The organism is Pseudomonas eucalypticola, assembly GCF_013374995.1.
In the GTDB taxonomy this organism is placed as follows: domain Bacteria; phylum Pseudomonadota; class Gammaproteobacteria; order Pseudomonadales; family Pseudomonadaceae; genus Aquipseudomonas; species Aquipseudomonas eucalypticola.
Map to the genome: position 1 here is coordinate 5,287,377 of NZ_CP056030.1, position 25,690 is coordinate 5,313,066.

General features: G+C 63.3%; 23 protein-coding genes. 15 read left to right on the forward strand and 8 right to left on the reverse strand.

The features are described 5' to 3' along the window. Positions 1-34 precede the first annotated feature (34 nt). Positions 35-1,381: a 4-hydroxybenzoate transporter PcaK gene (pcaK, locus tag HWQ56_RS23600; protein ID WP_158158987.1), complete on the reverse strand. Its 1,347-nt coding sequence runs from the start codon at positions 1,379-1,381 to the stop codon at positions 35-37. Between the two features lie 287 nt (positions 1,382-1,668). Then, positions 1,669-2,511, reverse strand: a complete 843-nt coding sequence (gene pcaR / locus HWQ56_RS23605; RefSeq protein ID WP_158158989.1) for a pca regulon transcriptional regulator PcaR — start codon at positions 2,509-2,511, stop codon at positions 1,669-1,671. Positions 2,512-3,043: 532 nt separating this feature from the next. On the opposite strand from pcaR, the gene HWQ56_RS23610 reads away from it, so the two are divergent. Both HWQ56_RS23610 and HWQ56_RS23615 read left to right on the forward strand, forming a co-directional pair. Continuing rightward, on the forward strand, positions 3,044-3,244 hold the full coding sequence (locus HWQ56_RS23610) for a hypothetical protein (RefSeq protein ID WP_158158991.1): 201 nt from the start codon (positions 3,044-3,046) through the stop codon (positions 3,242-3,244). A 302-nt stretch (positions 3,245-3,546) separates the two neighbouring features. Continuing rightward, the gene (locus tag HWQ56_RS23615) at positions 3,547-5,019 is read left to right on the forward strand and encodes an inorganic phosphate transporter (protein ID WP_158158993.1); all 1,473 of its coding nucleotides are present in this window, start codon (positions 3,547-3,549) and stop codon (positions 5,017-5,019) included. Positions 5,020-5,111: 92 nt separating this feature from the next. Here HWQ56_RS23615 and HWQ56_RS23620 read toward each other — a convergent pair whose 3' ends face one another. Then, entirely contained in the window at positions 5,112-6,590 is a 1,479-nt protein-coding gene (locus HWQ56_RS23620; protein WP_176571916.1) for a helicase HerA-like domain-containing protein, read from the reverse strand. 153 nt (positions 6,591-6,743) lie between these two features. On the opposite strand from HWQ56_RS23620, the gene HWQ56_RS23625 reads away from it, so the two are divergent. From HWQ56_RS23625 to gpgF, 4 genes are all read left to right on the forward strand, one after another. Continuing rightward, entirely contained in the window at positions 6,744-8,633 is a 1,890-nt protein-coding gene (locus HWQ56_RS23625; RefSeq protein ID WP_176571917.1) for a methyl-accepting chemotaxis protein, read from the forward strand. A gap of 93 nt (positions 8,634-8,726) precedes the next feature. After that, a complete protein-coding gene (gpgS, locus tag HWQ56_RS23630; protein WP_176572474.1) occupies positions 8,727-9,848 on the forward strand; it encodes an N-acetylglucosaminyl phosphatidylglycerol synthase in 1,122 nt (373 codons plus the stop codon). Then, positions 9,841-10,596: an N-acetylglucosaminyl phosphatidylglycerol deacetylase gene (gene gpgD / locus HWQ56_RS23635; protein WP_158155597.1), complete on the forward strand. Its 756-nt coding sequence runs from the start codon at positions 9,841-9,843 to the stop codon at positions 10,594-10,596. The genes gpgS and gpgD overlap by 8 nt, the downstream gene beginning before the upstream one ends. Further along, positions 10,593-11,582: a glucosaminyl phosphatidylglycerol flippase gene (gpgF, locus tag HWQ56_RS23640; protein ID WP_158155595.1), complete on the forward strand. Its 990-nt coding sequence runs from the start codon at positions 10,593-10,595 to the stop codon at positions 11,580-11,582. Before gpgD ends, gpgF begins: the two co-directional genes overlap by 4 nt. A gap of 4 nt (positions 11,583-11,586) precedes the next feature. Here gpgF and HWQ56_RS23645 read toward each other — a convergent pair whose 3' ends face one another. Then, positions 11,587-11,757 carry a hypothetical protein gene (locus HWQ56_RS23645; protein WP_176571918.1) on the reverse strand — a complete coding sequence of 57 codons (171 nt, stop codon included), beginning with the start codon at positions 11,755-11,757 and terminating at the stop codon, positions 11,587-11,589. An 18-nt stretch (positions 11,758-11,775) separates the two neighbouring features. After that, on the reverse strand, positions 11,776-12,627 hold the full coding sequence (purU, locus tag HWQ56_RS23650; protein WP_158155593.1) for a formyltetrahydrofolate deformylase: 852 nt from the start codon (positions 12,625-12,627) through the stop codon (positions 11,776-11,778). Between the two features lie 325 nt (positions 12,628-12,952). On the opposite strand from purU, the gene mvaT reads away from it, so the two are divergent. Continuing rightward, a complete protein-coding gene (gene mvaT, locus HWQ56_RS23655) occupies positions 12,953-13,333 on the forward strand; it encodes a histone-like nucleoid-structuring protein MvaT (RefSeq protein ID WP_158155591.1) in 381 nt (126 codons plus the stop codon). An 80-nt stretch (positions 13,334-13,413) separates the two neighbouring features. Here the strand turns inward: mvaT and sbcB are convergent, their stop codons facing one another. After that, positions 13,414-14,844: an exodeoxyribonuclease I gene (gene sbcB / locus HWQ56_RS23660; protein ID WP_158155589.1), complete on the reverse strand. Its 1,431-nt coding sequence runs from the start codon at positions 14,842-14,844 to the stop codon at positions 13,414-13,416. Between the two features lie 166 nt (positions 14,845-15,010). On the opposite strand from sbcB, the gene HWQ56_RS23665 reads away from it, so the two are divergent. The 6 genes from HWQ56_RS23665 to HWQ56_RS23690 are packed head-to-tail and all read left to right on the forward strand — an operon-like array spanning position 15,011 to position 21,742. Further along, positions 15,011-15,736 carry an RDD family protein gene (locus HWQ56_RS23665; RefSeq protein ID WP_176571919.1) on the forward strand — a complete coding sequence of 242 codons (726 nt, stop codon included), beginning with the start codon at positions 15,011-15,013 and terminating at the stop codon, positions 15,734-15,736. Then, positions 15,733-16,710 (forward strand): stage II sporulation protein M, encoded by a 978-nt coding sequence (locus HWQ56_RS23670; protein ID WP_158155585.1) that lies wholly within the window; start codon positions 15,733-15,735, stop codon positions 16,708-16,710. Before HWQ56_RS23665 ends, HWQ56_RS23670 begins: the two co-directional genes overlap by 4 nt. After that, entirely contained in the window at positions 16,697-18,214 is a 1,518-nt protein-coding gene (locus tag HWQ56_RS23675) for a DUF4129 domain-containing protein (protein WP_176571920.1), read from the forward strand. Before HWQ56_RS23670 ends, HWQ56_RS23675 begins: the two co-directional genes overlap by 14 nt. Beyond that, complete coding sequence (locus HWQ56_RS23680; protein ID WP_176571921.1) at positions 18,211-19,371, forward strand: DUF4350 domain-containing protein; 1,161 nt, start codon at positions 18,211-18,213, stop codon at positions 19,369-19,371. The genes HWQ56_RS23675 and HWQ56_RS23680 overlap by 4 nt, the downstream gene beginning before the upstream one ends. Beyond that, entirely contained in the window at positions 19,368-20,411 is a 1,044-nt protein-coding gene (locus HWQ56_RS23685; RefSeq protein ID WP_176571922.1) for an AAA family ATPase, read from the forward strand. The genes HWQ56_RS23680 and HWQ56_RS23685 overlap by 4 nt, the downstream gene beginning before the upstream one ends. Beyond that, positions 20,411-21,742, forward strand: a complete 1,332-nt coding sequence (locus HWQ56_RS23690) for a DUF58 domain-containing protein (RefSeq protein ID WP_176572475.1) — start codon at positions 20,411-20,413, stop codon at positions 21,740-21,742. The genes HWQ56_RS23685 and HWQ56_RS23690 overlap by 1 nt, the downstream gene beginning before the upstream one ends. Before the next feature lie 35 nt (positions 21,743-21,777). On the opposite strand, the gene HWQ56_RS23695 is transcribed toward HWQ56_RS23690, so the two are convergent. Together HWQ56_RS23695 and HWQ56_RS23700 are read right to left on the reverse strand one after the other, a co-directional pair. Next, on the reverse strand, positions 21,778-22,119 hold the full coding sequence (locus tag HWQ56_RS23695; RefSeq protein ID WP_176571923.1) for a PilZ domain-containing protein: 342 nt from the start codon (positions 22,117-22,119) through the stop codon (positions 21,778-21,780). A 124-nt stretch (positions 22,120-22,243) separates the two neighbouring features. Then, positions 22,244-22,618, reverse strand: coding sequence for a tetratricopeptide repeat protein (locus HWQ56_RS23700; RefSeq protein ID WP_158157356.1), 375 nt, complete (start codon positions 22,616-22,618; stop codon positions 22,244-22,246). A 179-nt stretch (positions 22,619-22,797) separates the two neighbouring features. On the opposite strand from HWQ56_RS23700, the gene pyk reads away from it, so the two are divergent. Together pyk and HWQ56_RS23710 are read left to right on the forward strand one after the other, a co-directional pair. After that, a complete protein-coding gene (gene pyk / locus HWQ56_RS23705) occupies positions 22,798-24,249 on the forward strand; it encodes a pyruvate kinase (protein WP_158157354.1) in 1,452 nt (483 codons plus the stop codon). Positions 24,250-24,421: 172 nt separating this feature from the next. Then, positions 24,422-25,633 (forward strand): NHL repeat-containing protein, encoded by a 1,212-nt coding sequence (locus HWQ56_RS23710; protein ID WP_176571924.1) that lies wholly within the window; start codon positions 24,422-24,424, stop codon positions 25,631-25,633. Positions 25,634-25,690: the final 57 nt, after the last annotated feature.

Here is a 25,690-nt window from a genome sequence, read left to right on the forward strand (position 1 = left end):
TCCTTCCCGGGCTCGCCCGTTCCACATACAGTCTTTACGTAGCGTCGGCGTGGCTGACCAGGCCTTTGATGATGACCGCCGCGGTGGCCAGCGCCGCCGGGATCACCAGCGCCGTGAGCACCTGCTCGAAGTTCCAGCCCAGGCCCAGCAGGGTCGCGCCCATCCAGGCCCCCAGGATGGCGCCGAAGCGACCGATGCCCAGCATCCACGATACGCCAGTGGCGCGGCCCTGGGTGGGGTAGAAGCGTGCGGCCAGGGACGGCATCGCCGATTGCGCGCCGTTCACGCACATGCCAGCCACCAGCACCAGGGTCGCGAGCACCGTGATATGGCCCAGGCTCTGGCCCACGGCGTAGGCGAACACACCCGCCAGCAGGTAGAAGGTACCAATGACCTTGTGCGGGTTGAACCGATCCATGGCCCAACCCACGCCCACCGCGCTCAATACACCGCCGAACTGGAACAGCGCGCCGATGAAGGCGGCCTGTTCCATGCTAGCGCCGCTGTCACGCATGAGGGTGGGCAACCAGCTGGTGAGCAGGTAGACAATCACCAGGCCCATGAAATAGGTGAGCCACAGCAACAGGGTCCCCACGCTGTAGGTACCCGAGAAGATCACCGCCAACACGTTGCGGCCCTTCACGGTTTTCTGCTCCGGCACGCTGAAACTGCCAGCCTCGGCCACCACGGCGGGCGCTATGGGCGCCAGGGTGCGACGGATACGGTCAGTACCGCGGTTGCGCACTACCAGAAAACGCGCCGATTCCGGCAGCCACACCAGCAGCACCACGCCCAGCACGATCGGCAGCAAGCCACCGAGCAGCAACAGGCTGTGCCAGCCGTACGCCGGGATCAGCTTGGCGGAAATGAAACCACCACCAGCCATGCCCAGGTTGAAGCCGCAGAACATGCTGGTGACCAGCAGCGAACGGAACCGTTCAGGTGTGTATTCGGACAGCAGCGTGGTGGCGTTGGGCATGCCCGCACCCAACCCTAGCCCGGTGAGGAAGCGCAGCACCAGCAATTGGTCAACGTTGCCGCTGTAGGCCGAAGCCAGGCTGAACGCGCCGAACAACAGCACGGCGCCCACCAGTACCACCTTGCGGCCGAAACGGTCGGCCAGCGGCCCGGAGCCCAGGGCACCAAATACCATGCCGATCAGCGCGGCGCTCATCACCGGGCCCAGGCTGGCGCGGTCGATGCCCCAATCCTGGGACAGCGCCGGGGCGATGAAACCCATGGCGGCGGTATCCAGCCCATCGAGAAAGACAATCAGGAAACACAGGATCACCACCCGCCACTGGTAACGCGACAGGGGCTGGGTGTTGATAAAGGACTGCACATCAAGGCAGTTCCCTACAGCAGCGTGTGGACGATTCATTATTCTTATTCCGCAAAAGACGCGCAGGAGCACGTATGCCGGTATCGGACCTGCATACTCAAAAAGATAGCGGTGAAACGGGGGTCAGGCGCCGCGTTGTCGCTGCGGGCTGACGTGCGGGTGGTCCGCGAAACGGTAGGGGGTCATGAGGTTAACCTCTCGCACTTTATTATTGGAAAAGGCCGAATCGGGTTCGGCCTGTGCGGGCGACATTAATCAGCGCCGCGAAACGGCGCAATTCGACAAACGCATATCTGTGCGTTTATCGAACAGCAACACGACGTCGCTCAGGAGAACAACTGCGCGCTCAGGTCGCGGCTGGCATTGAGCATGATCGGCAGAATGCGCTGCTCCAGCTCGGTACGGCTGGCCCTTCCGGCATGGGTACTGACGTTCAACGCCGCCAGCACCTGGCCTGAGGCGTCATACACCGGGACCGCGATTGAACGCAGGCCCTGTTCCAGTTCCTGGTCAACGATGCACCAACCTTGCTGGCGAACCAATTGCAGGCATTCGAGCAGCGCGTCGGTGGTGGTCAGAGTGCGGCTAGTCTTGGGCTGCAGTTCAACGTGTTCCAGGTAGTCCTTGAGCGATACGTCGTCCAGGGCCGCCAACAGGATGCGACCCATGGACGTGCAGTAGGCCGGCAACCGCCCGCCCACGGCCAGGTCCACGGAAATAAGGCGCTGGGTCGTCGCCGAACGGGCGATGTACAGAATGTCATCGCCTTCCAGCGTGGCCATGTTGCAGGCTTCGTGCAATTGCTCGCTCATGCGGTCCAGGTACGGCTGCGCGGTAACGGCCAACGGCGTGGACGACAGGTACGCATGCCCCAGGGTCAGCACCTTGGGTAGCAGCGAATAGGTACGGCCATCGGTGGTGGCATAGCCCAGCTTGATCAGGGTATGCAGGCAACGGCGCACGGCGGCGCGAGGGATTTCGGTACGGTGGCTGATCTGGGCGATGGTCAGGTGGCGCTTGCGCTCCTGGAACGCCTGCACCACGGCAAGGCCGCGGGCCAGCGAGGTCATGAAATCGGGATCGCCGGCGAACGCCTGGATTCGCTTGGCCGGTGACGCCACGATCGGCGGGGCCAATGAGGTGAATGAATTGCGCAGTTGATCGTTCATTCCGGGTCCTTTGCATGGTCAATCTGTACGACGAGGCATTCCTCAGGGGCGATTATCGAACCATCGACCGATAATCGCAATTGACCATTTGCCGGGTTGCTTATACCTTTCCACTGCCACCAATGTGGCTTCTTGGAGAGACTGGTCAGGTACCCACCAAAGAAGTCTCAGGCACGGCCTCGCCCCGGGGCGAGGCCGTTTTTCATTTTTACCGCCGGGATCTTGCTCGGCGGTGCTCGGCGGCCAGTAACAAAATGCACACTTAAAGTCGTGGGGGAACTGCCGCGCCAATAGTGTTATCAGCGCGGGTTGCTATAATAAATCCCGTGACGCTTGTGACAGTTTAGTTCACTGACGAGCACGTTTCCGTGGCGGCCGGTCTCTGGCGCCGCCCGGCCTGCCGAGGCATCGCGCCCGGCACTGTTAACGATAACCAGACTGTTGCTACGACAGCCCCCTGTTCTGGTGACGTGGCCGCCTGCCAGCGAGGCAGTGCGCATCACCGGAATGATCGGAACCATTAGGTAACAATGTGACGAAAGATGAACTGCGCGCGGAACTTGAGCGCCAGGAACAACGTTACAAGGAAGTTTACGGCGGCGAAGTCACCACTTACGCTGCGCAACCGGAACCTGAACGCAAACCGTGGCGCAAACGCGCCAGCTTGCTGGACCAGGCTTTCGCCCAGGAATTGCAGAAGATCGAAAAGGACCTGCATAGCGAGGAACCTTGAGGCCCGAAGGCACTCTGATGGCTTGGCCGAAGGGTTGGAACGCCCCCTGACGGTTGATGACAGCGGCATGGCGGAAAATTTCATACGCTTGTTCGAGGGGCTGAAAACCGCCTGCCGAGCCCCCCTTTCGGGCACCAAAGCCCGATATTCCGCGGCCTCCACCCACCTGCCCGCTGTGGCGGGGAGCACCCTGTCGACCTGACCAAATCGTTGAAAATTGTTACCGATCGGCTGCCGGGGCATCGATTTCCGGGGTTTTCTGGCATAATCGCGCCCCCTTATGACCGGGTCAGAAAACCTTCATGATTGATTTATTCCACGGAGTCGACGCCTGGGTACTGGTGAGCCTTTTCCTGGCGCTCGCTTTTGTCCTGGCTTTCGAGTTCATCAATGGCTTTCATGACACCGCCAATGCGGTCGCTACAGTCATTTATACCAAAGCCATGCCGCCTCACCTGGCCGTGTTCTTCTCCGGTGCCTTCAACTTCCTGGGCGTGCTGTTTGGTGGTGTGGGCGTCGCCTATGCGATCGTTCACCTGTTGCCGGTCGAGTTGCTGATCAACGTCAACACCGGCAAGGGTCTGGCCATGGTGTTCTCGTTGCTGGCCGCCGCCATCGCCTGGAACCTGGGTACCTGGTACTTCGGCATCCCGTCGTCCAGCTCGCACACGCTGATCGGTTCGATCCTGGGCGTGGGCCTGGCCAATGCCCTCCTCAACCATATCCCGCTGGGCAACGGCATCAACTGGCAGAAGGCGATCGACATCGGTGCCTCGCTGGTGGTCTCGCCCATCGTGGGTTTCGTGCTGGCAGCGCTCATTCTCGTGGGCCTGAAGTGGTGGCGGCCGCTGTCCAACATGCACAAGACCCCGGAGCAGCGCAAAAAGACCGACTCCAAGAAGCACCCACCGTTCTGGAACCGCCTGGTACTGGTGGTTTCGGCCATGGCCGTGAGCTTCGTGCACGGTTCCAACGACGGCCAGAAGGGTATCGGCCTGATCATGCTGGTGCTGATCGGCATCGTCCCCGCACAGTTCGTGCTGGACCTGAGCAGCACCACTTACCAGATCGAGCGTACCCGTGACGCCACCCTGCACCTGAGCCAGTTCTACCAGCGCAACGAAGCCAGCCTGGGTGAATACCTGGCCCTGGGCAAGGCCAAGAGCGGTGACCTGCCAGACCAGTTCCGTTGCGAGCCGCAACAGACCGAGCCGACCATCGCCGCCCTGCAGGGTACCCTGCAAGGTGTCTCGGACTACCACTCGCTGGCACCGGAGCAGCGCATAGAAGTACGCCGCTACTTGCTGTGCCTGGACGACACCGCGCGCCAGGTGGGCAAGCTGCCAGCGCTGGATTCGCGTGAAAAGTCGGACCTTGAAAAACTGCGCAAGGACCTGACCGTCACCACCGAATACGCGCCGTTCTGGGTCGTGGTGGCCGTGGCGCTGGCATTGGGCCTGGGCACCATGATTGGCTGGAAGCGCGTGGTACTGACCATCGGCGAGAAGATCGGCAAGCAGGGCATGACCTACGCCCAAGGCATGTCGGCGCAGATCACCGCGGCCCTGTCCATCGGCCTGGCCAACGTCTTCAGCCTGCCGGTCTCGACCACGCACGTGCTGTCTTCCGGCGTGGCGGGCACCATGGTCGCGAACAAGAGCGGCCTGCAGGGCGGCACCATCAAGACCATCATGCTGGCCTGGGTACTGACCCTGCCGGCTTCGATGGCGCTGGCGGCCGGCCTGTTCTGGTTGTCCTCGAAAGTGGTGGGTTGATACCCGCTGCAACGAAAAAGGCGCCTGCAGGCGCCTTTTTCATGCCTGCCTGGACACGGTGCTGCAGCACCCAGCCCGCGCGCGGTCCACACCTAGCGCCGCTTCTTGCCCCCCAGCAACGACCCCATCAAGCCGCGCACCAGTTCGCGCCCCAACTGGTTGGCCGCCTGGCGCATGGCTGACTTGATGGCCTGGCCCGCCGCCCCGCCCAGCAGCTCCCCAGCCCTGTCGGCCAGGCTGGTGCCCGCCGGCGCAGGTGCTTCGCTTTCTTCGGCGGCGGGTGACTTGCGCGCCAGCAGTATCTCGTAGGCCGACTCACGGTCGATAGGCCTGTCATAGCGCCCGGCCAGCGGCGAGGCGGCGATGATAGCCTGACGCTCAGCCTCGCTCAGCGGGCCGATCCGCGATTGCGGTGGCGCCACCAACACCCGCTGGACCATGGCAGGGGTGCCCTTGTCCTGCAAGCTACCCACCAGCGCTTCGCCAATGCCCAGCTCGGTCAGTACCGCCAGGCTGTCGAAGGCCGGGTTGGGCCGAAAGCCATCGGCCACGGCTTTCAAGGCTTTCTGCTCCTTGGCGGTGAACGCCCGCAGGCCGTGCTGCACCCGCAGCCCAAGCTGAGCCAGCACGTTGTCCGGCAGGTCGGTGGGCGACTGAGTCACGAAATACACTCCCACGCCCTTGGAGCGAATCAACCGCACCACCTGCTCAAGGCGGTCTTGCAGGGCTTTGGGTGTGCCGGTGAACAGCAGGTGGGCTTCATCGAAGAACAACGCCAGCAACGGTTTGTCGGCATCGCCGCGCTCCGGCAACTGCTCGAACAGTTCAGCGAGCAGCCACAACAGAAAGGTGGCGTACACCTTCGGCGCTTCATGTACCAGGCGGCTGGCATCGAGCAGGTGGATACGCCCTCGCCCGTCGGCGGCCGGCGCCAGCAGGTCGGCCAACTGCAACGCCGGCTCGCCGAACAGGGCCTCGGCGCCCTGCTGTTCCAGGGTCGCCAAGCGCCGCAGCAAGGCCTGGCTTGAAGCGCTGGTCATCAGCGCGCTGTCGTCACCCAGCACGGAGGGGTTGTCGCGCAGGTAACCCAGCAACGCCTTGAGGTCCTTGAGGTCCAGCAGCAGCAACCCTTCGCGGTCGGCCACCTTGAATGCGGCATACAGGGCCGCCTGCTGGCTGTCGGTCAACTCCAGCAGGCTGCCAAGCAACAGCGGGCCCATTTCGCTGAGCGTGGTGCGCAAGGGGTGGCCACTGGCCCCCTGTACGTCCCACAAGGTGACCGGGTAGGCCCGAGGCCGGTGTCCCAGCCAGGGCATGCCGGCAATGCGCTCGGCCACTTTGCCGCCAGGCTGGCCCGCTGCCCCCAGGCCGCACAGGTCGCCCTTGATATCCGCGGCGAACACCGCCACGCCGGCATCGCTGAACGCTTCGGCCAGGCGCTGCAAAGTGACGGTCTTGCCGGTACCGGTAGCACCGGCAATCAGCCCGTGGCGGTTAGCCAGGCGCAATTGCTGGCCAACGGGCTGCCCCGCCAGGTCTGCACCGATAAGCAGTTGCAGAACATCCGCCATTTCACCACCTCGCTCAAGTTTTCCCCGACCCTGGTCGATAGCCTGTACGCAAGTCCCAACAAATCGAAAAACAGCTCGCCCCCGCCTTTAAGGGATGAAGGCTTTGCTCAACTCTCCCTGCCCTGATTTAGACCTTAGCGGATCGTATGCCTCATGACTAAAAACCTGAGATTCAGCCACAAGATTCTCATCGCCGCCTCCCTGATCGTGATGGCGGCTTTTGCGCTGTTCACCCTGTACAACGATTACCTGCAGCGCAACGCCATTCGCCAGAACCTGGAGAGTTACCTCCACGAGATGGGCGACGTGACGTCCACCAACATCAGCGCATGGCTGGGCGGGCGCATCCTGCTGGTCCAGAACGTGGCGGAGAACATCCAGCTCAACCCGGACCCTGCCAATGTCTACCATGTGCTGGAACAGCCGACACTGCTCAACAACTTCCTGAACATCTACCTGGGCGACCCCGAAGGGCACTTCTACAACAAGCCGGTGACCACCATGCCGGCCGGTTATGACCCCCGCGTGCGTCCCTGGTACAAGAGCGGCCTGGCCACCAACGGTGCGTTCCTGACCGAACCCTATATCGACATGAGCACCGGCAAGCTGGTGATTTCCATCGTGCAGGCGGCCAACAAGGGCACGACGAGCCTCGGCGTGGTAGGCGGTGACCTGAGCCTGGACACCATGGACAAGATCATCCGCTCGCTGGACTTCGGCGGCATGGGCCATGCCTTCCTGGTCAGTTCCGATGGCAAGATCCTGGTTCACCCCGACCGCGACCTGGTGATGAAAACCCTCCAGGACATGGCGCCGGGCGCCAATCTGGTGATCGACGACAAACTGCATGACGTGCAGATAGGCGGCCAGACCCGTATCGTCACCTTCGCCCAGGTCAAAGGCCTGCCATCGGTGAACTGGTACATCGGGCTCTCTGTGGACAGAGAGAAGGCCTACGCTGCCCTCAGCCAGTTCCGCACCTCGGCCATCATTGCTACCTTCGTCGCCGTGGCCATCATCATTGCCCTGCTCGGCATGCTGATACGCGTGCTGATGGGCCCGCTGAACACCATGATCCGCGCCATGGAAAACATCGCCGAGGGCGAAGGCGACCTGACCCGCCGCCTGCAAATCCACAGCCACGATGAATTCGGCCTGCTGGGCCGGGCGTTCAACCGTTTCGTTGAGCGTATCCATGGCTCGATTCGCGAAGTGTCTTCGGCCACCGAGCAGGTCAACGAAGTAGCCCTGCGCGTGGTGTCGGCCTCCAATTCGTCGATGCTCAACTCCGACGAACAGGCCAACCGCACCAACAGCGTGGCCGCAGCCATCAACCAGCTGGGCGCCGCCGCCCAGGAAATCGCCCATAATGCCGCGCAGGCTTCGCAACAGGCCACCAGTGCCCGCCGCCTGGCTGAAGAAGGCCAGCAAGTGGTGGAGAACAGCATTCAGGCCATGAACCGCCTGTCGGACCTGATCAGTACCTCCAGCGGCCATATCGAGACCCTGAACAGCAAGACCGTGAACATCGGCCAGATTCTCGAAGTGATCACCAGCATCTCCCAGCAAACCAACCTGCTGGCGCTCAACGCGGCCATTGAAGCGGCCCGCGCCGGTGAGGCCGGCCGCGGCTTCGCGGTGGTGGCCGACGAAGTGCGCAACCTGGCCCACCGTACCCAGGAGTCGGCGCAGCAGGTGCAGAACATGATCGAAGAACTGCAGGTAGGCGCCCGCGCGTCGGTCAGCACCATGGGCGAAAGCCAGCGCCACAGCCAGGACAGCGTGTCGATCGCCAACCAGGCCGGTGAGCGCCTGGGCAGCGTCACCGTGCGTATCGGCGAAATCGACGGCATGAACCAGTCGGTGGCCACCGCCACCGAGGAGCAGACCGCCGTGGTCGACTCGATCAACATGGACATCAACGAGATCAACACCCTTAACCAGGAGGGTATCGAGAACCTGCAGTCGACCCTGCGCGCCTGCTCCGACCTGGAACAGCAGGCCTCGCGCCTCAAGCAATTGGTGGGCAGCTTCCGCATCTGAGCCTGGCCAATCGCGCCCGCGCTTCACGGGCGCGATTGGATCGAACAACTGCCCCTGCCAGCGGTCAACCTAAGGGAATGACACTGCGCAGGGATACCGATCGTGCATATCGCTGACATCACCATGTTCTACGCCCCCGCCAGCGGTGGCGTGAGAACCTATCTTGATGCCAAACACCGGCGCCTGAAGGTGACACCCGGTGTACGCCACAGCCTCTTGATTCCCGGGCCGGCGCTGAACGAAGACAACGGCGTCTATCAGGTGCCTGCCCCCGCGCTGCCCTTTGGCAACGGCTACCGCTTCCCGCTGCGCCTGGCGCCGTGGCGCAACGTGCTCAAAGACCTGCAGCCCGACCTCATCGAAGTGGGCGACCCTTACCTCACCGCCTGGGCTGCCCTGGATGCACGCCGGCAGTTGGACGTACCGGTGATCGGCTTTTATCACTCCGACCTGCCACTGCTGGTGAGCAACCGCATGGGCAACTGGTTCACCCCCAATGTCGAAGCCTATGTCAGCAAGCTATACGGCAACTTTGACCGGGTGCTGGCGCCAAGCCAGGTCATGGCCGACAAGCTGTGCGGCCTGGGCGTCGGCAATGTGCATGTGCAGCGCCTTGGCGTTGACCTGGCCACGTTCAACCCCAGCCGGCGTGACCCAGGGCTGAAGGCCAACCTGGGCATTGGCGAGGACACTCGGTTGCTGATTTTCGCCGGGCGGGGCTCGAAGGAGAAAAATTTGCCCGTGCTGCTGCAATGCATGAAGCGCCTGGGCCCCAAATACCACTTGTTGCTGGTGGGTTCGCACATGCCGGCCAATGTGCCGCGCAATGTCAGCGTGTACGAGCAGTTCCGCCCGGCCCATGAACTGGCCCGCTTGCTGGCCAGCGCCGACGCTTTGCTGCACGCTGGCGACCAGGAAACCTTCGGCCTGGTGATCCTGGAGGCCATGGCCAGCGGCATTCCGGTGGTAGCGGTGAATGCCGGCGCTTTCAGCGAAATCGTCCACCCCGACTGCGGCTTGCTGTGCCGCCCCAATGATCCCATGGCCATGGCCGACGCCGTGCGCGAGCTTTTCACCCAGGGCCCCACCGACCTTGGCAGCCGCGCCCGCCGGCATGCCGAACGCCATTACGCCTGGGACACAGTGGTGACCGGCCTGTTGGAACACTATCGCGCGGTGCTCGGCACCGCTCATGAGGTGGCACGCCATGGCTGAAGTGATGCTGGTACTGCATGATGTTTCCCCACAGAGCTGGGAAGACTACAAACCCTTTGTCGATGCCGTCGATGCCTTGGGCGATGTGCCCATGACCTTGCTGGTGGTGCCTGATTTCCACCACCACAACCATGTGCACAACTTCCCGGCCTTCAGACGCATGATGGACATGCGCCTGGCCCGTGGCGACGAACTGGCCCTGCACGGTTTTTATCACGCCGATGATGGCCCGATGCCCCATACCCCGCGGGACTACTTCATGCGCCGGGTGTACACCTGGGAGGGTGAGTTCTATGGGCTGTCGGAGGCCGACGCATTGGTCCGCCTGGAGGCTGGCCTTGAGGTGTTCGCCCGCAATGACTGGCCCGTGCAAGGCTTCGTCGCCCCCGCCTGGCTGATGAGCGAGGGCACCCGCCAGGCATTGAAGCGCCTTCCCCTGGCCTATACCAGCGACCCTCAGCACCTGTACCGCCTGCCGGATTTCACCCAGGTGTCGGCACCTGGGCTGGTATGGAGTGCGCGCAGCGCCTGGCGTCGCGGGCTGTCGAAGGTCATCAGCGACTGGCGTCAGCAGCAATGGCAGCAGGCGCCGTGCATACGCCTGGGGTTGCACCCGGTGGACATGCGCCATGACTATTCCCGCGAATACTGGTTGCACACCCTCACTCGCTTGCTGGAGCAAGGCCGAGCGCCCATGACCAAGTTCGCCTGGCTGCAACGTCAGGCGCAACAGCGCCAGGCGGCATGAAGCGCTGGTTCTGGCTAGCAGCCGCGCTGCTGCTGGCGGTGCTGATCCCCCTGTGGTTGGGGGGCAGCGAGATGCTCGGCCAGTTGCAACGCTTTCCCGCCACTGTGTGGCTGGCCATGTTCGCCATGATCGGCCTGTGCTGGTGTATCAATGCCTTGCGCCTGAGGCTGCTGTTGGGCGCCATGGCCAGCCGGCTCAGCGGGCGGCGGTGCCTGGGTACCGTGATGGCCACGGAGTTCGCCATCTGCGCCACGCCCGGCGGCAGCGGTGGCCCACTGACCCTGCTGGCGCTGCTGGGTCGCCATGGGGTCAGGCCGGCACGCGCCAGCGCGGTGTTCGCCATGGACCAGTTGAGCGACCTGGCGTTCTTTCTATGCGCGTTGGGCGGGATATTTTTCTACGCACTGTTTCATCACCTCAACCATAGCCTGCAATGGTTGCTGACCCTCAGCGCTCTGTTGATGCTCGGCGGGCTGGCACTGGGAATGGCCGTAGTGCGGTGGCATCGGCAGGTGCTGCGTTGCAATGGTCGGTTGCTGCGGTTGCTGGGGGTCAGCGCTGGCAAACGGCGACGCTGGGCACGCAAACTGCTGCACTTTCTCGAAGCCTTCAGCGATGCGTTCAAGCTGCCATGGCCAACGCTGGTCAAAGTGTTCGGCCTGACCTGCCTGCATTGGGCCATACGTTACAGTGTGCTCTACCTGGCGCTGCGGGGATTGGGCGCGCAGGTGGATTGGGCATGGACATTCCTGATCCAGATGCTGTCGCTCAGTGCCGGGCAATTCAGCCTGCTGCCGGGTGGCGCGGGGGCGGCGGAGTTGACCTCGGCGGCGCTGTTGGCACCCATGGTGGGTAAATCCACGGCAGCCGCGGCGATTCTGATCTGGCGGGTGGTGACGTATTACTTCTATCTACTGGCCGGTGGGCCAGTATTCGTGCTGATGCTGGGCCGGCCGTTGCTGCACAAGCTCAAGGGCGCCCTGTAGCCCATCATTCCAGAGCGTCGCCCTCCTGCGGATGGGTTTCTTCCCACAACTGCTCAGCCCCGGGAAAATCCGTCCCATCCTCGTCGCTCAGTGCCTGCGGGTCATATCGGCTCAGGCAGCCCTCGCCCACCGTGGGCGGCGGGGTGGCGGCGGCCTTGTCGCGTGGATCGCTCATCGCCCGCCGCTCCGTGGGTCAGTTGAACACAACCGTCTTGTTACCGTGCACCAGCACGCGGTCTTCCAGGTGATAGCGCAAACCGCGCGCCAACACCATTTTTTCCACGTCACGGCCGAAGCGCACCATGTCTTCGATGCTGTCGCTGTGGCTCACGCGCACCACATCCTGTTCAATGATAGGCCCGGCATCGAGCTCTTCGGTGACGTAGTGACAGGTGGCACCGATCAGCTTGACGCCGCGCATGGAGGCCTGGTGGTACGGCTTGGCACCTACGAACGAAGGCAGGAAGCTGTGGTGGATGTTGATGACCTTGCCGGCGTACGCCTGGCAGATCTGCGGCGGCAGGATCTGCATGTAGCGCGCCAGCACCACCACATCAGCCTGATGCTGGTCGACCAGGCGCGAGACTTCGGCGAAGGCCGGTTGCTTGTCCTTCGGGTCGACCGGTACGTGGAAGTACGGGATGCCGTGCCACTCCACCATGCTGCGCAGGTCGTCGTGGTTGGAGATCACGCAAGCGATCTCGCAGTCCAGTTCATCGCTGTGCCAGCGGTGCAACAGGTCGGCCAGGCAATGGGACTCGCGACTGGCCATCAGCACCACGCGCTTTTTCTGTTCGGTGTCGGTAATACGCCACACCATGGAGAACTCTTCGGCGATCGGCGCGAACGCCTCGCGAAATGCCTCGATACCAAATGGCAGGGTGTCAGCGCGTATTTCATGGCGCATGAAGAACCAGCCGCTCTGGTCATCGGAGTGGTGACTGGCCTCATTGATCCAGCCGTTATGGGAAGCCAGGAAATGACTGACTTTGGCAACAATGCCAACGCGGTCCGGGCAAGCGATAACCAGCCGAAAAGTGCGCATGTGGGAAAACTCCAAGACTTCGCAAAGGCCGCTATTCTAGCGGTTGTTCAGCAAAACTGCAGTATTCCTTGCGCCCGCCCCGCCCCCGGTTACAAATCCCCACCCTGATCAGGGGTAATGACTGGAGGCTACTGCGCACCACTGTGCATTATCCGCGACAGGGAAACTGCCCTGACGGTTCAAACTTAACAGCGCCAACGGGCGTCTCGATTAAATTAACGTCATTTGCTCGGAGGAAGGCGGTTTAATGTTTACTTGAACAACCGCTATGACTATTATTGAGTCAACTGTATCCCTGACACACCGCATTCATAAGGTCCCGCACATGTCCCTGATCAACGAATACCGCGCCACAGAAGAAGCCATCAAAGAACTGCAAGCGCGTTTGAAGAACCTGTCGCAAGACGACAAACTGCAAACCGAGCTGGAATTCGAAGGCAAACTGCGCGCCCTGATGGGTGAATACCAGAAATCCCTGCGTGATATCATTGCGCTGCTGGACCCTGAAGCCAAGCTGAACAAAGCCCCACGCGGCGCTGCAGTAAAAACCACCGGCACCAAGCGTGCTCGTAAAGTTAAGCAGTACAAAAACCCGCACAACGGTGAAGTCATCGAAACCAAAGGTGGCAACCACAAGACCCTGAAAGAGTGGAAAGCCAAGTGGGGCGGCAGCGAGGTTGAAGGCTGGGCAACTCTGCTGGGCTAATTGATCGGCCGCGGCCGTTTCAACCCATCAAGAAAAACGCCGGCGTGATGCCGGTGTTTTTTTATGCCTGCACCGCTGGTTTATAAACCCAGCCGCTCGCGCAACTGCTGGACATAGCCCTGCCACTGCGCCAGTACCTGCAGTTGCGCGGCCGTCGCATTGGCCTGCCAGGGCTGCAACGCCTCTGCGAAGCCCGCCAGCGTGTTCGGCGCGCCCCAGGCCGGGTCAGTCAAACGCTGCTGGCAAAAGTGCAGCCAGGCGCCCCGTTCCTCGGCGTTCAACGTATCCGGAAAGTTACGTGCACGGTAACGAAACAATAACTCGGGCAAACGCTCGTCATCGAACATCCAGGTCTGCGTCGCCAACTGTTGTGGGTCCAGGGTGCGAACCTGCTCACACAATCGACGGTCGCGGTCGCCGATAAAGCCACCGTATAACTGTTGTTCAGGGTCCTCCACCTCGGTAAACCCCTCTTCGGCGTAGAGCGCCGGTAATTTATCCTCCCATAGCGGCTGAGCCTCGATCAGCTGCTGGGCACGCTGCAGATAAAGATTCATGTCCAACTGTAAACGCTGGCGATCCTCGTCACGCACTACACCCAACGGGGCAAGCACCGGACAGCGGTTCACGTGAATGAGCTTCAACGGTACCGGTAACACTCCAGCGGCCAACTCGTCTCGGCGGCTATACAGCTGCTGGCGCAACACTTCTGCATCTTCGTCCAGCAATGCCTGAGGGTCGAGATGAAGGTCGCACACAATCAGCGCATTTCGATTGCGCGGGTGCCAGGCCAACGGCAATACCACCCCCAGGTAATTGCGCTCGGCGGAAAAGCGCCCGGAGATATGCACCAGCGGTTGCAATAAGCGGATCTGGTCCATAACTTTTTGCTTGCTTCTAGACTGGTATAGCCAGTTATACAACTTGGGCTGGCGCTCACGAATCAGCCGCGCAAGGGCAATGGTCGCGCGCACGTCCGACAATGCGTCGTGTGCCTGGCCATGGTCAATGCCATTGGCCGCCGTCAGCAACTCCAATTTCATGCTGACCCGGCCATCCACCTGGGGCCAGACAATGCCGTCAGGGCGCAGGGCGTAGGCAGCGCGTACCACGTCAATCAGGTCCCAGCGGCTGTTGCCACCCTGCCACTCGCGGGCATAGGGGTCGAAAAAGTTGCGGTACAGGCTGTAGCGCGTGACTTCATCGTCGAACCGCAAGGTGTTGTAGCCGGCGCTGCAGGTGTTGGGCCGCGCCATCTGGGCGTTCACCCGGGTCATGAACTCGGCTTCGCACAGGCCACGTTCGGCCAGGCGCTGGGGGGTGATGCCGGTGATGACGCAGGCTGCGGGGTGCGGCAGGATATCGTCGCTGGGCTGGCAATACAGGTTGATCGGCGCTTCGATTTCATTGAGGTTGGCATCGGTACGAATGCCGGCGACCTGCAACGCGCGGTCATTGCGCGGGTTGATGCCGGTGGTTTCGTAGTCGTACCAGAAAATGCTGGAAGTCACGGGGTGGTCCTGTATGCAAAGTCGGCAAAGTCTAGGCGTTGTAGCCTGCCAGGACCAGCAATGAGCCGCGCCGAAAGCCGCTATATTAATGTCAGGTTGCTTCAAGGCCACCGGGTGGCTAGGATCGGCTGACCGCTTCTATCTTCCAGCCCCAACCAAGGCATCCATGCCCCAGATTTCAGCGACGCGACGGAATGCAGTGCTGGTCCCGCCAGTGGACACCCGCTACCAGATCGAAACCCCCGAAGGCATCGACCTGAACCTGCGCCCCGCAGGGCTGGTGGTACGCAGCCTGGCCTTCGCTATCGACCTTGGCCTGCGTGGGCTGCTGCTGGGCGGTCTGTTCATGCTGCTGGTATGGCTGGGCCGCCTGGGTATGGGCCTGGCGGCGATTCTGCTGTTTCTGGTGAACTGGTGGTATATGGTGCTGTTCGAGGTGCTGAACCAGGGCCGTTCCCCCGGCAAACAGCTCATGGGCCTGCGCGTGGTGGCCGACGACGGCACCCCGGTGGGCTGGTCAGCGTCGCTGTTGCGCAACCTGCTGCGCTTCGCCGACATGCTGCCTTTCGGTTATTGCCTTGGCGCCATCAGTTGCCTGCAACATCCCGGGTTCAAACGCCTGGGCGACCTGGCCGCAGGCACCCTGGTGGTGTACCGCGACATGCCGCACCCGCGCCCAAGGCTGCCAGCGGCCGAACCCATTACCCCACCCTTTGCCCTGACGCTGGTGGAACAGCGCGCCCTGTTGAGCCTGGCCGAACGCCAGGACGAACTGTCAGCCGAGCGCGTGGCCGAGCTGGCCGGCATCGCCGCACCCGCACTCGGGGTAACCCCTGCCATGGCCATGGCGCGCATCAACGGCATCGCCCGCGGGCTGCTGGGGCCGACATGAAGCAGGCCCAGTTCGAACGCCTGCATCAAGCCCAGTGGCTGTCGTTCGAGCACCTGTTGGTGCTGCTGGAAAACGGCAAGTCGCGCCCCGAGGCCAGCGAAACCTTCGCCCACGACTACCGACGCCTGTGCCAGCACCTTGCCCTGGCTCAAGCCCGGGGCTACAGCAGCCACCTGGTGGACAGCCTGCAACAGTTGGCCCTGCGCGGGCATCAGCAACTGTACCGGCGGCGCCAGGCGGTAGGCGCCAGCATACTGGTCTTCGTGCTCGCCGGCTTTCCTCGGCTGGTGCGTGAGCAATGGCGGTTCGTGGCGCTGGCCGGCCTGTTGCTGTTTGGCAGCCTGTTGCTCACGGGCCTGCTGGTGTACAGCTTTCCCGACCTGGTCTACAGCATCATGGACCCGCAACAAGTGGCGCAGACCGAGGCCATGTACGACCCCGACCAGAGCCGCCTGGGGCCGGGCGGTGAACGCCTGGCGAGCCAGGACTGGATGATGTTCGGCTACTACATCATGAACAATATCGGCATCGCCTTCCAGACCTTCGCCAGCGGCCTGCTGCTAGGGGTAGGCAGCCTGTTCTTCCTGCTGTTCAACGGGTTGATGATCGGCGCCGTGGCGGGCCATCTGACCGAGATTGGCTATGTGCAGACCTTCTGGCCCTTCGTCATCGGCCACGGTGCCTTCGAGCTGACCGCCATTGCCCTGTCCGGTGCCGCTGGCCTCAAGCTGGGCTGGGCCTTGGTGGCGCCCGGCCGGCTGAGCCGTGGCCAGGCCCTGCGCGAAGCGGCGAACATCGCCATCCAGTTCGTGTACGGGGTCATTGCCATGCTGCTGATTGCCGCGTTCATCGAAGCCTACTGGTCGTCCAAGACCGCGTTCAGCCCCCAGGCCAAGTACCTGGTGGGCGGCGCGCTGTGGGCGCTGGTAGCGGCCTATCTGATATTCGTCGGGCGCCAGCATGCGCCTGACTGAAGCCAGTATTGCCATTCGCCCCCGATCGCCCTGGGAAGCGCTGGACCTGGGGGTGCTGCTGGCGCGCCGGCACCAGCGCCTGCTGACGCTCAGTTGGGCAGCGGTGAGCCTGCCGGTGTTCGCCCTGCTGACATGGCTATGCTGGCGCTCACCCTCCCTGGCGATGTTTCTGTTCTGGTGGCTGAAGCCGGCCTTCGAGCGCCTGACGCTGTATATCCTCGCTCAAGCGGTGTTCGACGAACCGCCGAGCCTGGCTCAGGCCCTGCGCCACTGGCCCAGGCTGCTGCGGCCACAACTGCTGCCCAGCTTGCTGTGGCGGCGGTTGAGCCTGAGCCGCAGCTTCAACCTGCCCGTGCAACAGCTGGAGGGCCTGGCCGGGCCCGAGCGCCAGCGGCGTCTGGCCTTGCTACGCCAAGGCAGCGGCAGCACCGCGCGCTGGCTGACCTTGGCGGGTATGCACCTGGAAGGCGCCCTGTGGATCGGGGCCATGACTCTGTTCTACCTGATGGTGCCGCACCAGCTGGAGGTGGACTGGAGCTGGCGTCGCCTGATTGAAGCCGCCAATGGCCAGTGGTTGTGGGTCGAACACCTCACCAACGCCTTCTATGCCCTGGTACTGGTGTTCTGGGAGCCTATCTATGTGGCGTGCGGCTTTACCCTGTACCTGAACCGCCGTACCGAACTGGAAGCCTGGGACCTGGAACTGGTGCTGCGCAGCCTGCGCCAGCGCCTGACGGGCGCCGCGCCGCTGGTTCTGGTGGTGGCGCTCGGGCTGGCCGGCCTGGCGCCGCACAGCAAGGCCGCCGAGGCTGCCTCACCCTTCGACACCCCGCGCCTGATACATCAGCCACTGACCAGCCAGGCCTCGCGCCACGACATAAAGGCCATTCTTGGGCAGCCGCCCTTCAGCAACAAGGAAACCCTGCGCCGCTGGCGCCTGGACCAACCCGACGACACAGCCGCCAAGCCAGCTAAGCTCGCCGCGCTGCTGGAACAACCCTGGCTCAAGGCGCTTGCCCAGGCCATGGAGGCACTCCTGTGGGGCGCGGCACTGGCCTTGATCGCCCTGGTGGTCTGGCGCTACCGCAGTTGGCTGCGCACCTTCGTCAACCGCCGTGCCCGGACACCCGCCTACCGGCCCGATGCGCCGGCGCAGTTGTGGGGCCTGGCGGTCGGTGCCGACAGCCTGCCCGACGATATCGCCGGCCATGCCCTGCGGCTCTGGGCCAGCAACCCGCGCGAAGCCCTGGGCCTGCTTTACCGGGGGCTGCTCAGCCGGTTGCTGAATGATTACCGCCTGCCCTTGCAGGAATCGGACACCGAAGGCCAGGTACTGGCCAAGGTCGCGGCGCTGCACGACCCGGCGCTGGAAGCCTTCAGCCAAGTGCTCACGCGCCATTGGCAAGCCCTTGCCTACGGCCACCAGCTGCCGGCCCAGGCGTTGGCCATGCAACTGTGCAACGACTGGCGCAGTCTGTTCGACGCCCCGGGGGCTCGGCCATGAACCGTGTTGGCCAGTGGCTGATCGGCCTCGTGCTCGTGCTTGTCGTGGCCGCCGCTGGCCTTTACATCGCACGCCACCTGCATCCTTATGACGAAGTGATCGACCATGGCCCCTCCCCAGAAGCGCGGGGCAACCCATGGCTGGCCGCGCAGATATTCCTGCGCCACCGCGACCTGAAGGTCGACACCGTCAATGGCCTGGAGAGCCTCGCGCAGCTGCCGCCGCAGGGTCACAGCCTGCTGCTGCTCGGCGACCGCCAGACAGTGAGTGCGCGCCAGACCGAAGCGCTGTTGGCCTGGGTGCGTGCCGGCGGACGCCTGCTGTTCGTGGCCCAGGCATTATGGAACGAAGACAAGGCCATGAGCGGCGACCTGCTGCTCGACCGCCTGCAACTGCATCAGTTTATGGCCAAGGACCTGCCGCCATTGCCCGAAGACCAGCCGGACAAATACCCGCAACTGACCAGGCTCTACCTTGAAAACGAGGCGGCGCCGGCCTATTTCAGCTTTGACCCGGACTTCCACCTTGAAGACCCGGCCAACAAGGCTCAATCCTGGGCCAACAGCAGCAATGCCACGCACCTGATGCAGCTCAAATACGGCGAAGGGTTGATCACCGTGGTCACCGACGCCGACCTGTGGACCACCCCTGCCATTGGCCGTTATGACAACGCCTGGCTGCTGTGGTACCTGAACCAGGGCACCGACGTCAGCCTGGTGTGGCGACCCGACCGCGACAGCCTGGCCACGTTGTTGTGGCGCCATTACCCACAAGCCCTGGTCAGCCTGGCTCTGTTGCTGGCCCTCGGCGTATGGCACCTGGCCGTGCGCCATGGCCCCCTGCAAGCACCGCCCGCCCTGGCACGTCGTCAACTGCGCGAGCACCTGCGCGCCACCGCCGCTTTCCTGTTGCGCAATGCCGGCCAGGCCACCCTGCTGCGCGGCCTGCAACAAGACATTCTGCGCCGCGCCCGGCGCCGCCATCCCGGCTTCGAACGCCTGGCGGTCGCCGAGCAATGGCAGGTGCTCTCGCGCCTGACCCGCCAGCCCACCGCCGCTATCGGCCAGGCCCTGCGCCCACCGCTGAAACAACGCCTGGGTGCCGCCGAATTCAGCCGCCAGGTAGCCCACCTGCAAACTCTCAGGAATGCCCTATGAGCGACCCGACCCACGAAGTGCCCGACGAACCCGCCGCAACCACCGCGCCGTCGCCCGGCCAGACGCCCGAGCACCTGGCGCAGCAACGCCACCGCGCCAGCCTGCTGGCCCAGGCCCTGCGCACCGAACTGGGCAAGGCGGTGATCGGCCAGACGGCGGTGATCGAGGACGTGCTCACCGCCCTGCTTGCCGGTGGCCATGTGTTGCTCGAAGGCGTGCCCGGGCTGGGCAAGACCTTGCTGGTGCGGGCGCTGGCACGCTGCTTCGGGGGCGAATTCACGCGCATCCAGTTCACCCCCGACCTGATGCCCAGCGATGTCACCGGGCACGCGGTCTACGACATGCAGACCGAACAGTTCAAGCTGCGCAAGGGCCCGCTGTTCACTCACCTGCTGCTGGCCGACGAGATCAACCGCGCCCCCGCCAAGACGCAGGCGGCACTGCTGGAAGCCATGCAGGAACGCCAGGTCACCCTGGAGGGGCGCGCGTTGCCCATCGCCCAGCCGTTCATGGTACTGGCGACCCAGAACCCGCTGGAACAGGAAGGCACCTACCCGCTGCCCGAGGCCGAACTGGACCGTTTCATGCTCAAGCTGCGGCTGGACTACCCCGAGGCTGAACAGGAACTGGAGATGGTGCGCCAGGTCAGCCGCTCGGTACGCGCCGACATGCTCGACGTGCAACCCCTGCGCACGCTGTTGCAGGCCAAGGACGTGGTGGCCCTGCAGCGTATTGCCGGCGATTTGCCCGCCGACGACCAGGTACTGGACTACGCTGTGCGCCTGGCCCGGGCGACCCGCACCTGGCCGGGCCTGTCGATAGGCGCCGGGCCACGGGCATCCATCGCCCTGGTGCGCGGTGGTCGGGCCCGGGCGTTGCTGCGCGGTGGCGAGTTCGTGGTGCCCGATGACATCAAGGGCTGCGCCTTGGCCGTGCTGCGCCACCGGGTGCGGCTGGCGCCGGAGCTGGATATCGAAGGGCTGTCCGTGGACCAGGTGTTGCGCCAGGTACTGGACCAGGTTCCGGCACCGCGCCTGTGATCAAACCGTCGCGGCTGATGCTGGGCTGGCTCGGCGGCCTGTTGGCTGCCAACCTGCTGCTGGGCAGCGCCGACGCCTGGGGTATGGCGCTGCCGCAGGCCCTGCACGCCATTGCCTGGGGCATGTTGCTGGCCTTGGTACTGCTCGGCATCCTCGATGCCTGGGGTGTCTGCCGCCTGCCGTCTCCGCAGGTACGTCGCCATGTGCCCGGCAGCCTGCCGCTAGGACGCTGGAGTGAGGTACGCCTGGACATCAGCCACCCCTACCCTCGCCCGCTGGACCTGCAACTGTTCGACCATGTACCCGACGGCCTGGGCTTTGATGACCTGCCACAACGCATCGAACTGCAACCGGGCCTGGACAGCCAACTGGGCTACCGCCTGCGCCCGCTGCGCCGTGGCCTCTTTCAATGGCAGCAACTGGAATGGCTGCTGCCCAGCCCCATGGGGTTATGGCGGCAACGCCGCTTCAGTGCGTTGCAGGACAGCACGCGGGTTTACCCCGACTTCGCCCGGCTCTACGGCGCGCGCCTGCTGGCAGTGGACAGCTGGCTGAGCCAGATGGGCGTGCGCCAGCGCCCGCGTCGCGGCCAGGGGCTGGAATTCAACCAGTTGCGCGAGTTTCGCGAGGGCGACAGCCTGCGCCAGATCGACTGGAAAGCCACGGCCCGGCAACGCATGCCGATCACGCGGGAATACCAGGAAGAGCGCGACCAGCAGATCATCTTCCTGCTCGACTGTGGCCGCAGCATGCGCAGCCAGGATGGTGACCTGGCCCACCTGGACCATGCCCTCAATGCCTGCCTGCTGCTCAGCTATGTGGCGCTGCGCCAGGGTGATGCGGTGGGGTTGGCGACTTTCGCCAGCAACCAGACCCGCTACCTTCCGCCAGTGAAAGGCCCGGCCCAACTGAACGTTCTGCTCAATGCCGTCTACGACCTGGAAAGCAGCCAGCGCCCCGCGGATTACGCCGCGGCGGCCGAACACTTGCTGGCGCGCCAGAACCGCCGCGCGCTGGTGGTGCTGGTGACCAACCTGCGTGATGAGGATGACGACCAACTGCTGGGAGCGATCAAGCGCATCAGCCGTCGGCACCGAGTGCTGATCGCCAGTCTGCGTGAAGAGGTGCTCGATGAACTGCGCCACAACCCGGTGCAAACCTGGCAGCAAGCTCTCGGCTACTGCGGCACCATCGACTACCTTAACGCCCGCGCGCAACGGCACGAGCGTTTGAGCGCCCATGGTGTGCCTGTGCTGGATGCAAGGCCAGGGGAATTGGGCGCACAACTGGTAACCCGCTATCTGAGCTGGAAAAAAGCAGGCACGCTTTGAACGCCAGCCCTGAAGCGGGCCCGGCGCGAGTCGGATCAGGCCGACTCATTCATCGGGAAGCTGAGGTAGTCCCGCAGCGCGACCACCAGCTGCTCGTATTCGGCATTGGCATGCAGCAGCTGAAAACCGGAGTCGTAATGCCCCGGCGTCACGTCTTCTTGGCACCACAGGCAGGCGGCGCTCAGGTTGATGACCTGGTCGGGAAGTTTGATCTGCAGCTCGAAATCCGGGCCGACCAGCAATGGCAAGTTGCTGATGAGCATCATTCCTTCTTCGTCGACATTGCCCAGGAATCCGATGGGCTGACCCGTATAACGGTTGAAGACTTTCAGATAACACGGCAGTTGGTGACGCTCGATGCGGCGTTCGGTAAACATGTTCCCTTCGCGGTCAATAGTTCATCGCCCATGGTCGCACCCACGCGGCCCAGCTCAAAGTGAAGAACGACCAACCGTGAGGGCAGCCGACGAATAGCGGCCCGGCCGCCTGGGTGCCCCGCGCTTACCGAGCGGCAGGCATGGGCTGGGCGGCGGCGCTGCTGCGGTAATGGCCGAGCTGCTGCAAGGTGTCCAGGCGCGCGCGAGCACGGTAGGCGTATTCACTGTAAGGGTACTGGGCAATGATGAATTCATAGGTCAGGCCGGCATCCAGGAACAGGTTCTGCCGCTCCAGGCACTGCCCGCGCAACATCGACACCTCGGGCTGCACATACTGGCGGGTGCGGCTGGTGCGATCGACCTGGGACAACTCCAGCATCACCTTGTCACAGTTGCCGTAGTTATATTGCCGGTAGGCTTCGTTCAGGTGGTGGTCCATGGACCAGCGGGTACAACCGACGACACTGGCCGCCAGGGCTAAAACGATGAGGATTCGCATGGGTATCTCCTGTCCTGAGCGGGTTATCGACCAGGCGTCAGAATTCTTCAGTGGCAACCGACGCACGTCCACACTTGAGTATCGCCCAGCGCCAGCCCCTCAAGGTAGTGCAGAGGAACAATGACTACAGCCCGTTAGAGGAGTAGCCTTTCGCTGCGCTTCAATAAAGGAGTCAATGCATGACCGTTCGCCGTACCAAAATCGTTGCTACCCTGGGCCCTGCCAGCAACTCGCCGGAAGTGATCGAACAATTGATCAAGGCCGGTCTGGACGTTGCCCGCCTGAACTTCTCCCACGGCACACCGGACGAGCACAAGGCTCGCGCCCGCCTGATTCGCGAGATCGCCGCCAAGCAAGGCCGCCATGTCGCGCTGTTGGGCGACCTGCAAGGTCCCAAGATCCGTATCGCCAAATTCGCCAACAAGCGGATCGAGCTGAAAGTCGGTGATGCCTTCACCTTCTCCACCAGCCACCCGCTGACCGAAGGCAACCAGGACATCGTCGGTATCGACTACCCCGACCTGGTCAAGGACTGCGGTGTCGGCGACGAGCTGTTGCTCGACGACGGCCGCGTGGTCATGCGCGTGGAAACCGCCACCGCCGACTCGCTGCACTGCTCGGTACTGATCGGTGGCCCGCTGTCGGACCACAAGGGCATCAACCGCCGCGGTGGCGGCCTGACCGCCCCGGCCCTGACCGAGAAAGACAAGGCCGACATCAAGCTGGCCGCGGAAATGGACCTGGACTACCTGGCCGTGTCCTTCCCGCGCGATGCGTCGGACATGGAATACGCCCGTCGCCTGCGCGACGAGTCCGGCGGCACCGCCTGGCTGGTGGCCAAGATCGAACGCGCCGAAGCCGTGGCCGACGACGAAACCCTGGACGGTCTGATCCGCGCCAGCGACGCCGTCATGGTCGCCCGTGGTGACCTGGGCGTGGAAATCGGCGACGCCGAGCTGATCGCCATCCAGAAGAAGATCATCCAGCACGCCCGCCGCAACAACAAGGCGGTGATCGTGGCGACCCAGATGATGGAGTCGATGATCCAGAATCCGATGCCTACCCGTGCCGAAGTATCCGACGTGGCCAACGCCGTGCTGGACTACACCGACGCGGTGATGCTTTCGGCCGAAAGCGCCGCCGGCGCCTACCCGATCGAGGCCGTGCAGGCCATGGACCGCATCTGCAAGGGCGCTGAAAAGCACCCGATGAGCATGAAGTCCAGCCACCGCCTGCACACCCAGTTCGAGCGTTGCGACGAAAGCATCGCGTTGGCGGCGATGTACACCGCGAACCATTTCCCGGGCGTGAAGGCGATCATCGCGCTGACGGAAAGCGGCTACACCCCGCTGATCATGTCGCGCCTGCGTTCCTCGGTGCCGATCTTCGCGTTCTCCCCGCACCGCGAAACCCAGGCCCGCGCCGCCATGTTCCGTGGCGTGGTGCCGGTTGCCTTCGACCCGGCTTCGCTGCCGGCCGACAAGGTCAGCCAGGCCGCCGTGGACGAGTTGCTGAAGCTGGGCGTGGTCGAGCAAGGTGACTGGGTGATCCTGACCAAGGGCGACAGCTACCACACCATTGGTGGCACCAACGGCATGAAGATCCTGCATGTCGGTGATCCACTGGTCTGATTGACGATCGGCGTTTCAACACAAGCCCTGGCGCGCGAGCGTCGGGGCTTTTTCATTATCCGATGCTCTGTAACCCTTGGGGACTGTCAACTCTGCCAGGTTCGCCAATGCCGGGGCTGTGACCTAATGGCGACGACCCCCTGCAGCACGCAGGGCATGGGAGACAATCAAGATGACTTTACACCCACATGATCCTGCACCCCGAGCAGCAGGCCAACTGGACGTTGGCTTCGGCAATGCCGGGATAACAACGCTGGCCATTGACTACGCCGAGGCTATCACACGAGACACGCATGACCGAATCCTGGTCGCGGGCCAGGCGCAGGGCGGCTTTCGCCTCACGCGCCTGAACCCTGATGGCACGCCGGATGTGACATTTGGTCAGGGAGGCGTCGCTGACGGCAGCTTCGGCCCGGAGAACATAAGTCAGGTACCTTCAGGCCTGGCGGTGTCGCAAGATAAGATTTTGGTCATAGGCAGTCATGGCAGCACGTCCGAACAAGGTCACCCCGCAGCGGCGCGATTTCATCAAAATGGTGCGCGTGACACCAGCTTCGGCGACGGGGGTGGACGAGTTTATCGGCTGCTGGAAGGCCGATCGACCGCGCCCACCCTACAGGCGCTATCCGTTGTGGATAGCCCCGCGGGGGCGGGATCGCAGCTTCACTGGGCAGAGGATGGTAGCGTCGTCTTTAGCTATCTGGGCTTTGGCGTTTACCGCAATCAAGGCCTCCTGATAAAGATCACGGACACGGGCGAGCTGGACAGTGGTTTTGCTGACAACGGTTTTGTGCAATTCACAGTAGAAAACTTGCCCACCGATGTTCGCGGGCTGGTCGTGAAACCCAATGGACACATCGTCGTGGCAGGCACCGCAGGGGATAACCCTTATTTTTCTGCCTACACACCTGATGGCCTGGTGGACCGCACCTTTGGCGTCGACGGTACTCATGTCAGCCCGACCCCGGGACGGCTGCGGGGCCTGGCCCTGCAGGCTAATGGGGGAGTGGTGGGCGTTGGTTACACAGGAAGTGAAGGCCTGGTAGTTGCCCTCGACGGCGAGGGTCAACCCAACGCGACCTTTAACAACGGCGATCCGCTGCGACTGAAGCCTCAGTTCGAACCCTTGATGTTGCTTGATGTGCAGGTCAGGCTCGATAACCTGCTGGTGATCGGCGGCAATACCTCAAGCCGCTTTGGGGTGTTGTACCGCCTGAAGCCAACCGGCGAGCCTGATCCATCGTTCAACGGCACAGGCTTCGTGGGCCGCGTCGGCGAAATGCTTAAAAATATCAATGTGCAGGATGACAGTAAGATCCTGGTTACCACTGGATACGCACCGGAAGTGACCGTTAGGCGATATCTGGGTGCCATCGCCACTTGATCCAAGCCTGCCAGCGTGGATGCACACACTTGGGTACTGGTAGATCTGCCAGGTCCC

Bases quoted from the DNA above. Each gene is read 5' to 3' on its own strand.
- mvaT (WP_158155591.1), top strand. From the start codon at position 12,953: ATGTCCCTGATCAACGAATACCGCGCCACAGAAGAAGCCATCAAAGAA.
- HWQ56_RS23685 (WP_176571922.1), top strand. From the start codon at position 19,368: ATGAGCGACCCGACCCACGAAGTGCCCGACGAACCCGCCGCAACCACC.
- HWQ56_RS23680 (WP_176571921.1), top strand. From the start codon at position 18,211: ATGAACCGTGTTGGCCAGTGGCTGATCGGCCTCGTGCTCGTGCTTGTC.
- gpgF (WP_158155595.1), top strand. From the start codon at position 10,593: ATGAAGCGCTGGTTCTGGCTAGCAGCCGCGCTGCTGCTGGCGGTGCTG.
- HWQ56_RS23710 (WP_176571924.1), top strand. From the start codon at position 24,422: ATGACTTTACACCCACATGATCCTGCACCCCGAGCAGCAGGCCAACTG.
- HWQ56_RS23670 (WP_158155585.1), top strand. From the start codon at position 15,733: ATGAAGCAGGCCCAGTTCGAACGCCTGCATCAAGCCCAGTGGCTGTCG.
- HWQ56_RS23620 (WP_176571916.1), bottom strand. From the start codon at position 6,590: ATGGCGGATGTTCTGCAACTGCTTATCGGTGCAGACCTGGCGGGGCAG.
- purU (WP_158155593.1), bottom strand. From the start codon at position 12,627: ATGCGCACTTTTCGGCTGGTTATCGCTTGCCCGGACCGCGTTGGCATT.
- HWQ56_RS23675 (WP_176571920.1), top strand. From the start codon at position 16,697: ATGCGCCTGACTGAAGCCAGTATTGCCATTCGCCCCCGATCGCCCTGG.
- HWQ56_RS23645 (WP_176571918.1), bottom strand. From the start codon at position 11,757: ATGAGCGATCCACGCGACAAGGCCGCCGCCACCCCGCCGCCCACGGTG.
- pyk (WP_158157354.1), top strand. From the start codon at position 22,798: ATGACCGTTCGCCGTACCAAAATCGTTGCTACCCTGGGCCCTGCCAGC.
- HWQ56_RS23615 (WP_158158993.1), top strand. From the start codon at position 3,547: ATGATTGATTTATTCCACGGAGTCGACGCCTGGGTACTGGTGAGCCTT.
- HWQ56_RS23625 (WP_176571917.1), top strand. From the start codon at position 6,744: ATGACTAAAAACCTGAGATTCAGCCACAAGATTCTCATCGCCGCCTCC.
- HWQ56_RS23700 (WP_158157356.1), bottom strand. From the start codon at position 22,618: ATGCGAATCCTCATCGTTTTAGCCCTGGCGGCCAGTGTCGTCGGTTGT.
- pcaK (WP_158158987.1), bottom strand. From the start codon at position 1,381: ATGAATCGTCCACACGCTGCTGTAGGGAACTGCCTTGATGTGCAGTCC.
- HWQ56_RS23695 (WP_176571923.1), bottom strand. From the start codon at position 22,119: ATGTTTACCGAACGCCGCATCGAGCGTCACCAACTGCCGTGTTATCTG.
- gpgD (WP_158155597.1), top strand. From the start codon at position 9,841: ATGGCTGAAGTGATGCTGGTACTGCATGATGTTTCCCCACAGAGCTGG.
- HWQ56_RS23665 (WP_176571919.1), top strand. From the start codon at position 15,011: ATGCCCCAGATTTCAGCGACGCGACGGAATGCAGTGCTGGTCCCGCCA.
- pcaR (WP_158158989.1), bottom strand. From the start codon at position 2,511: ATGAACGATCAACTGCGCAATTCATTCACCTCATTGGCCCCGCCGATC.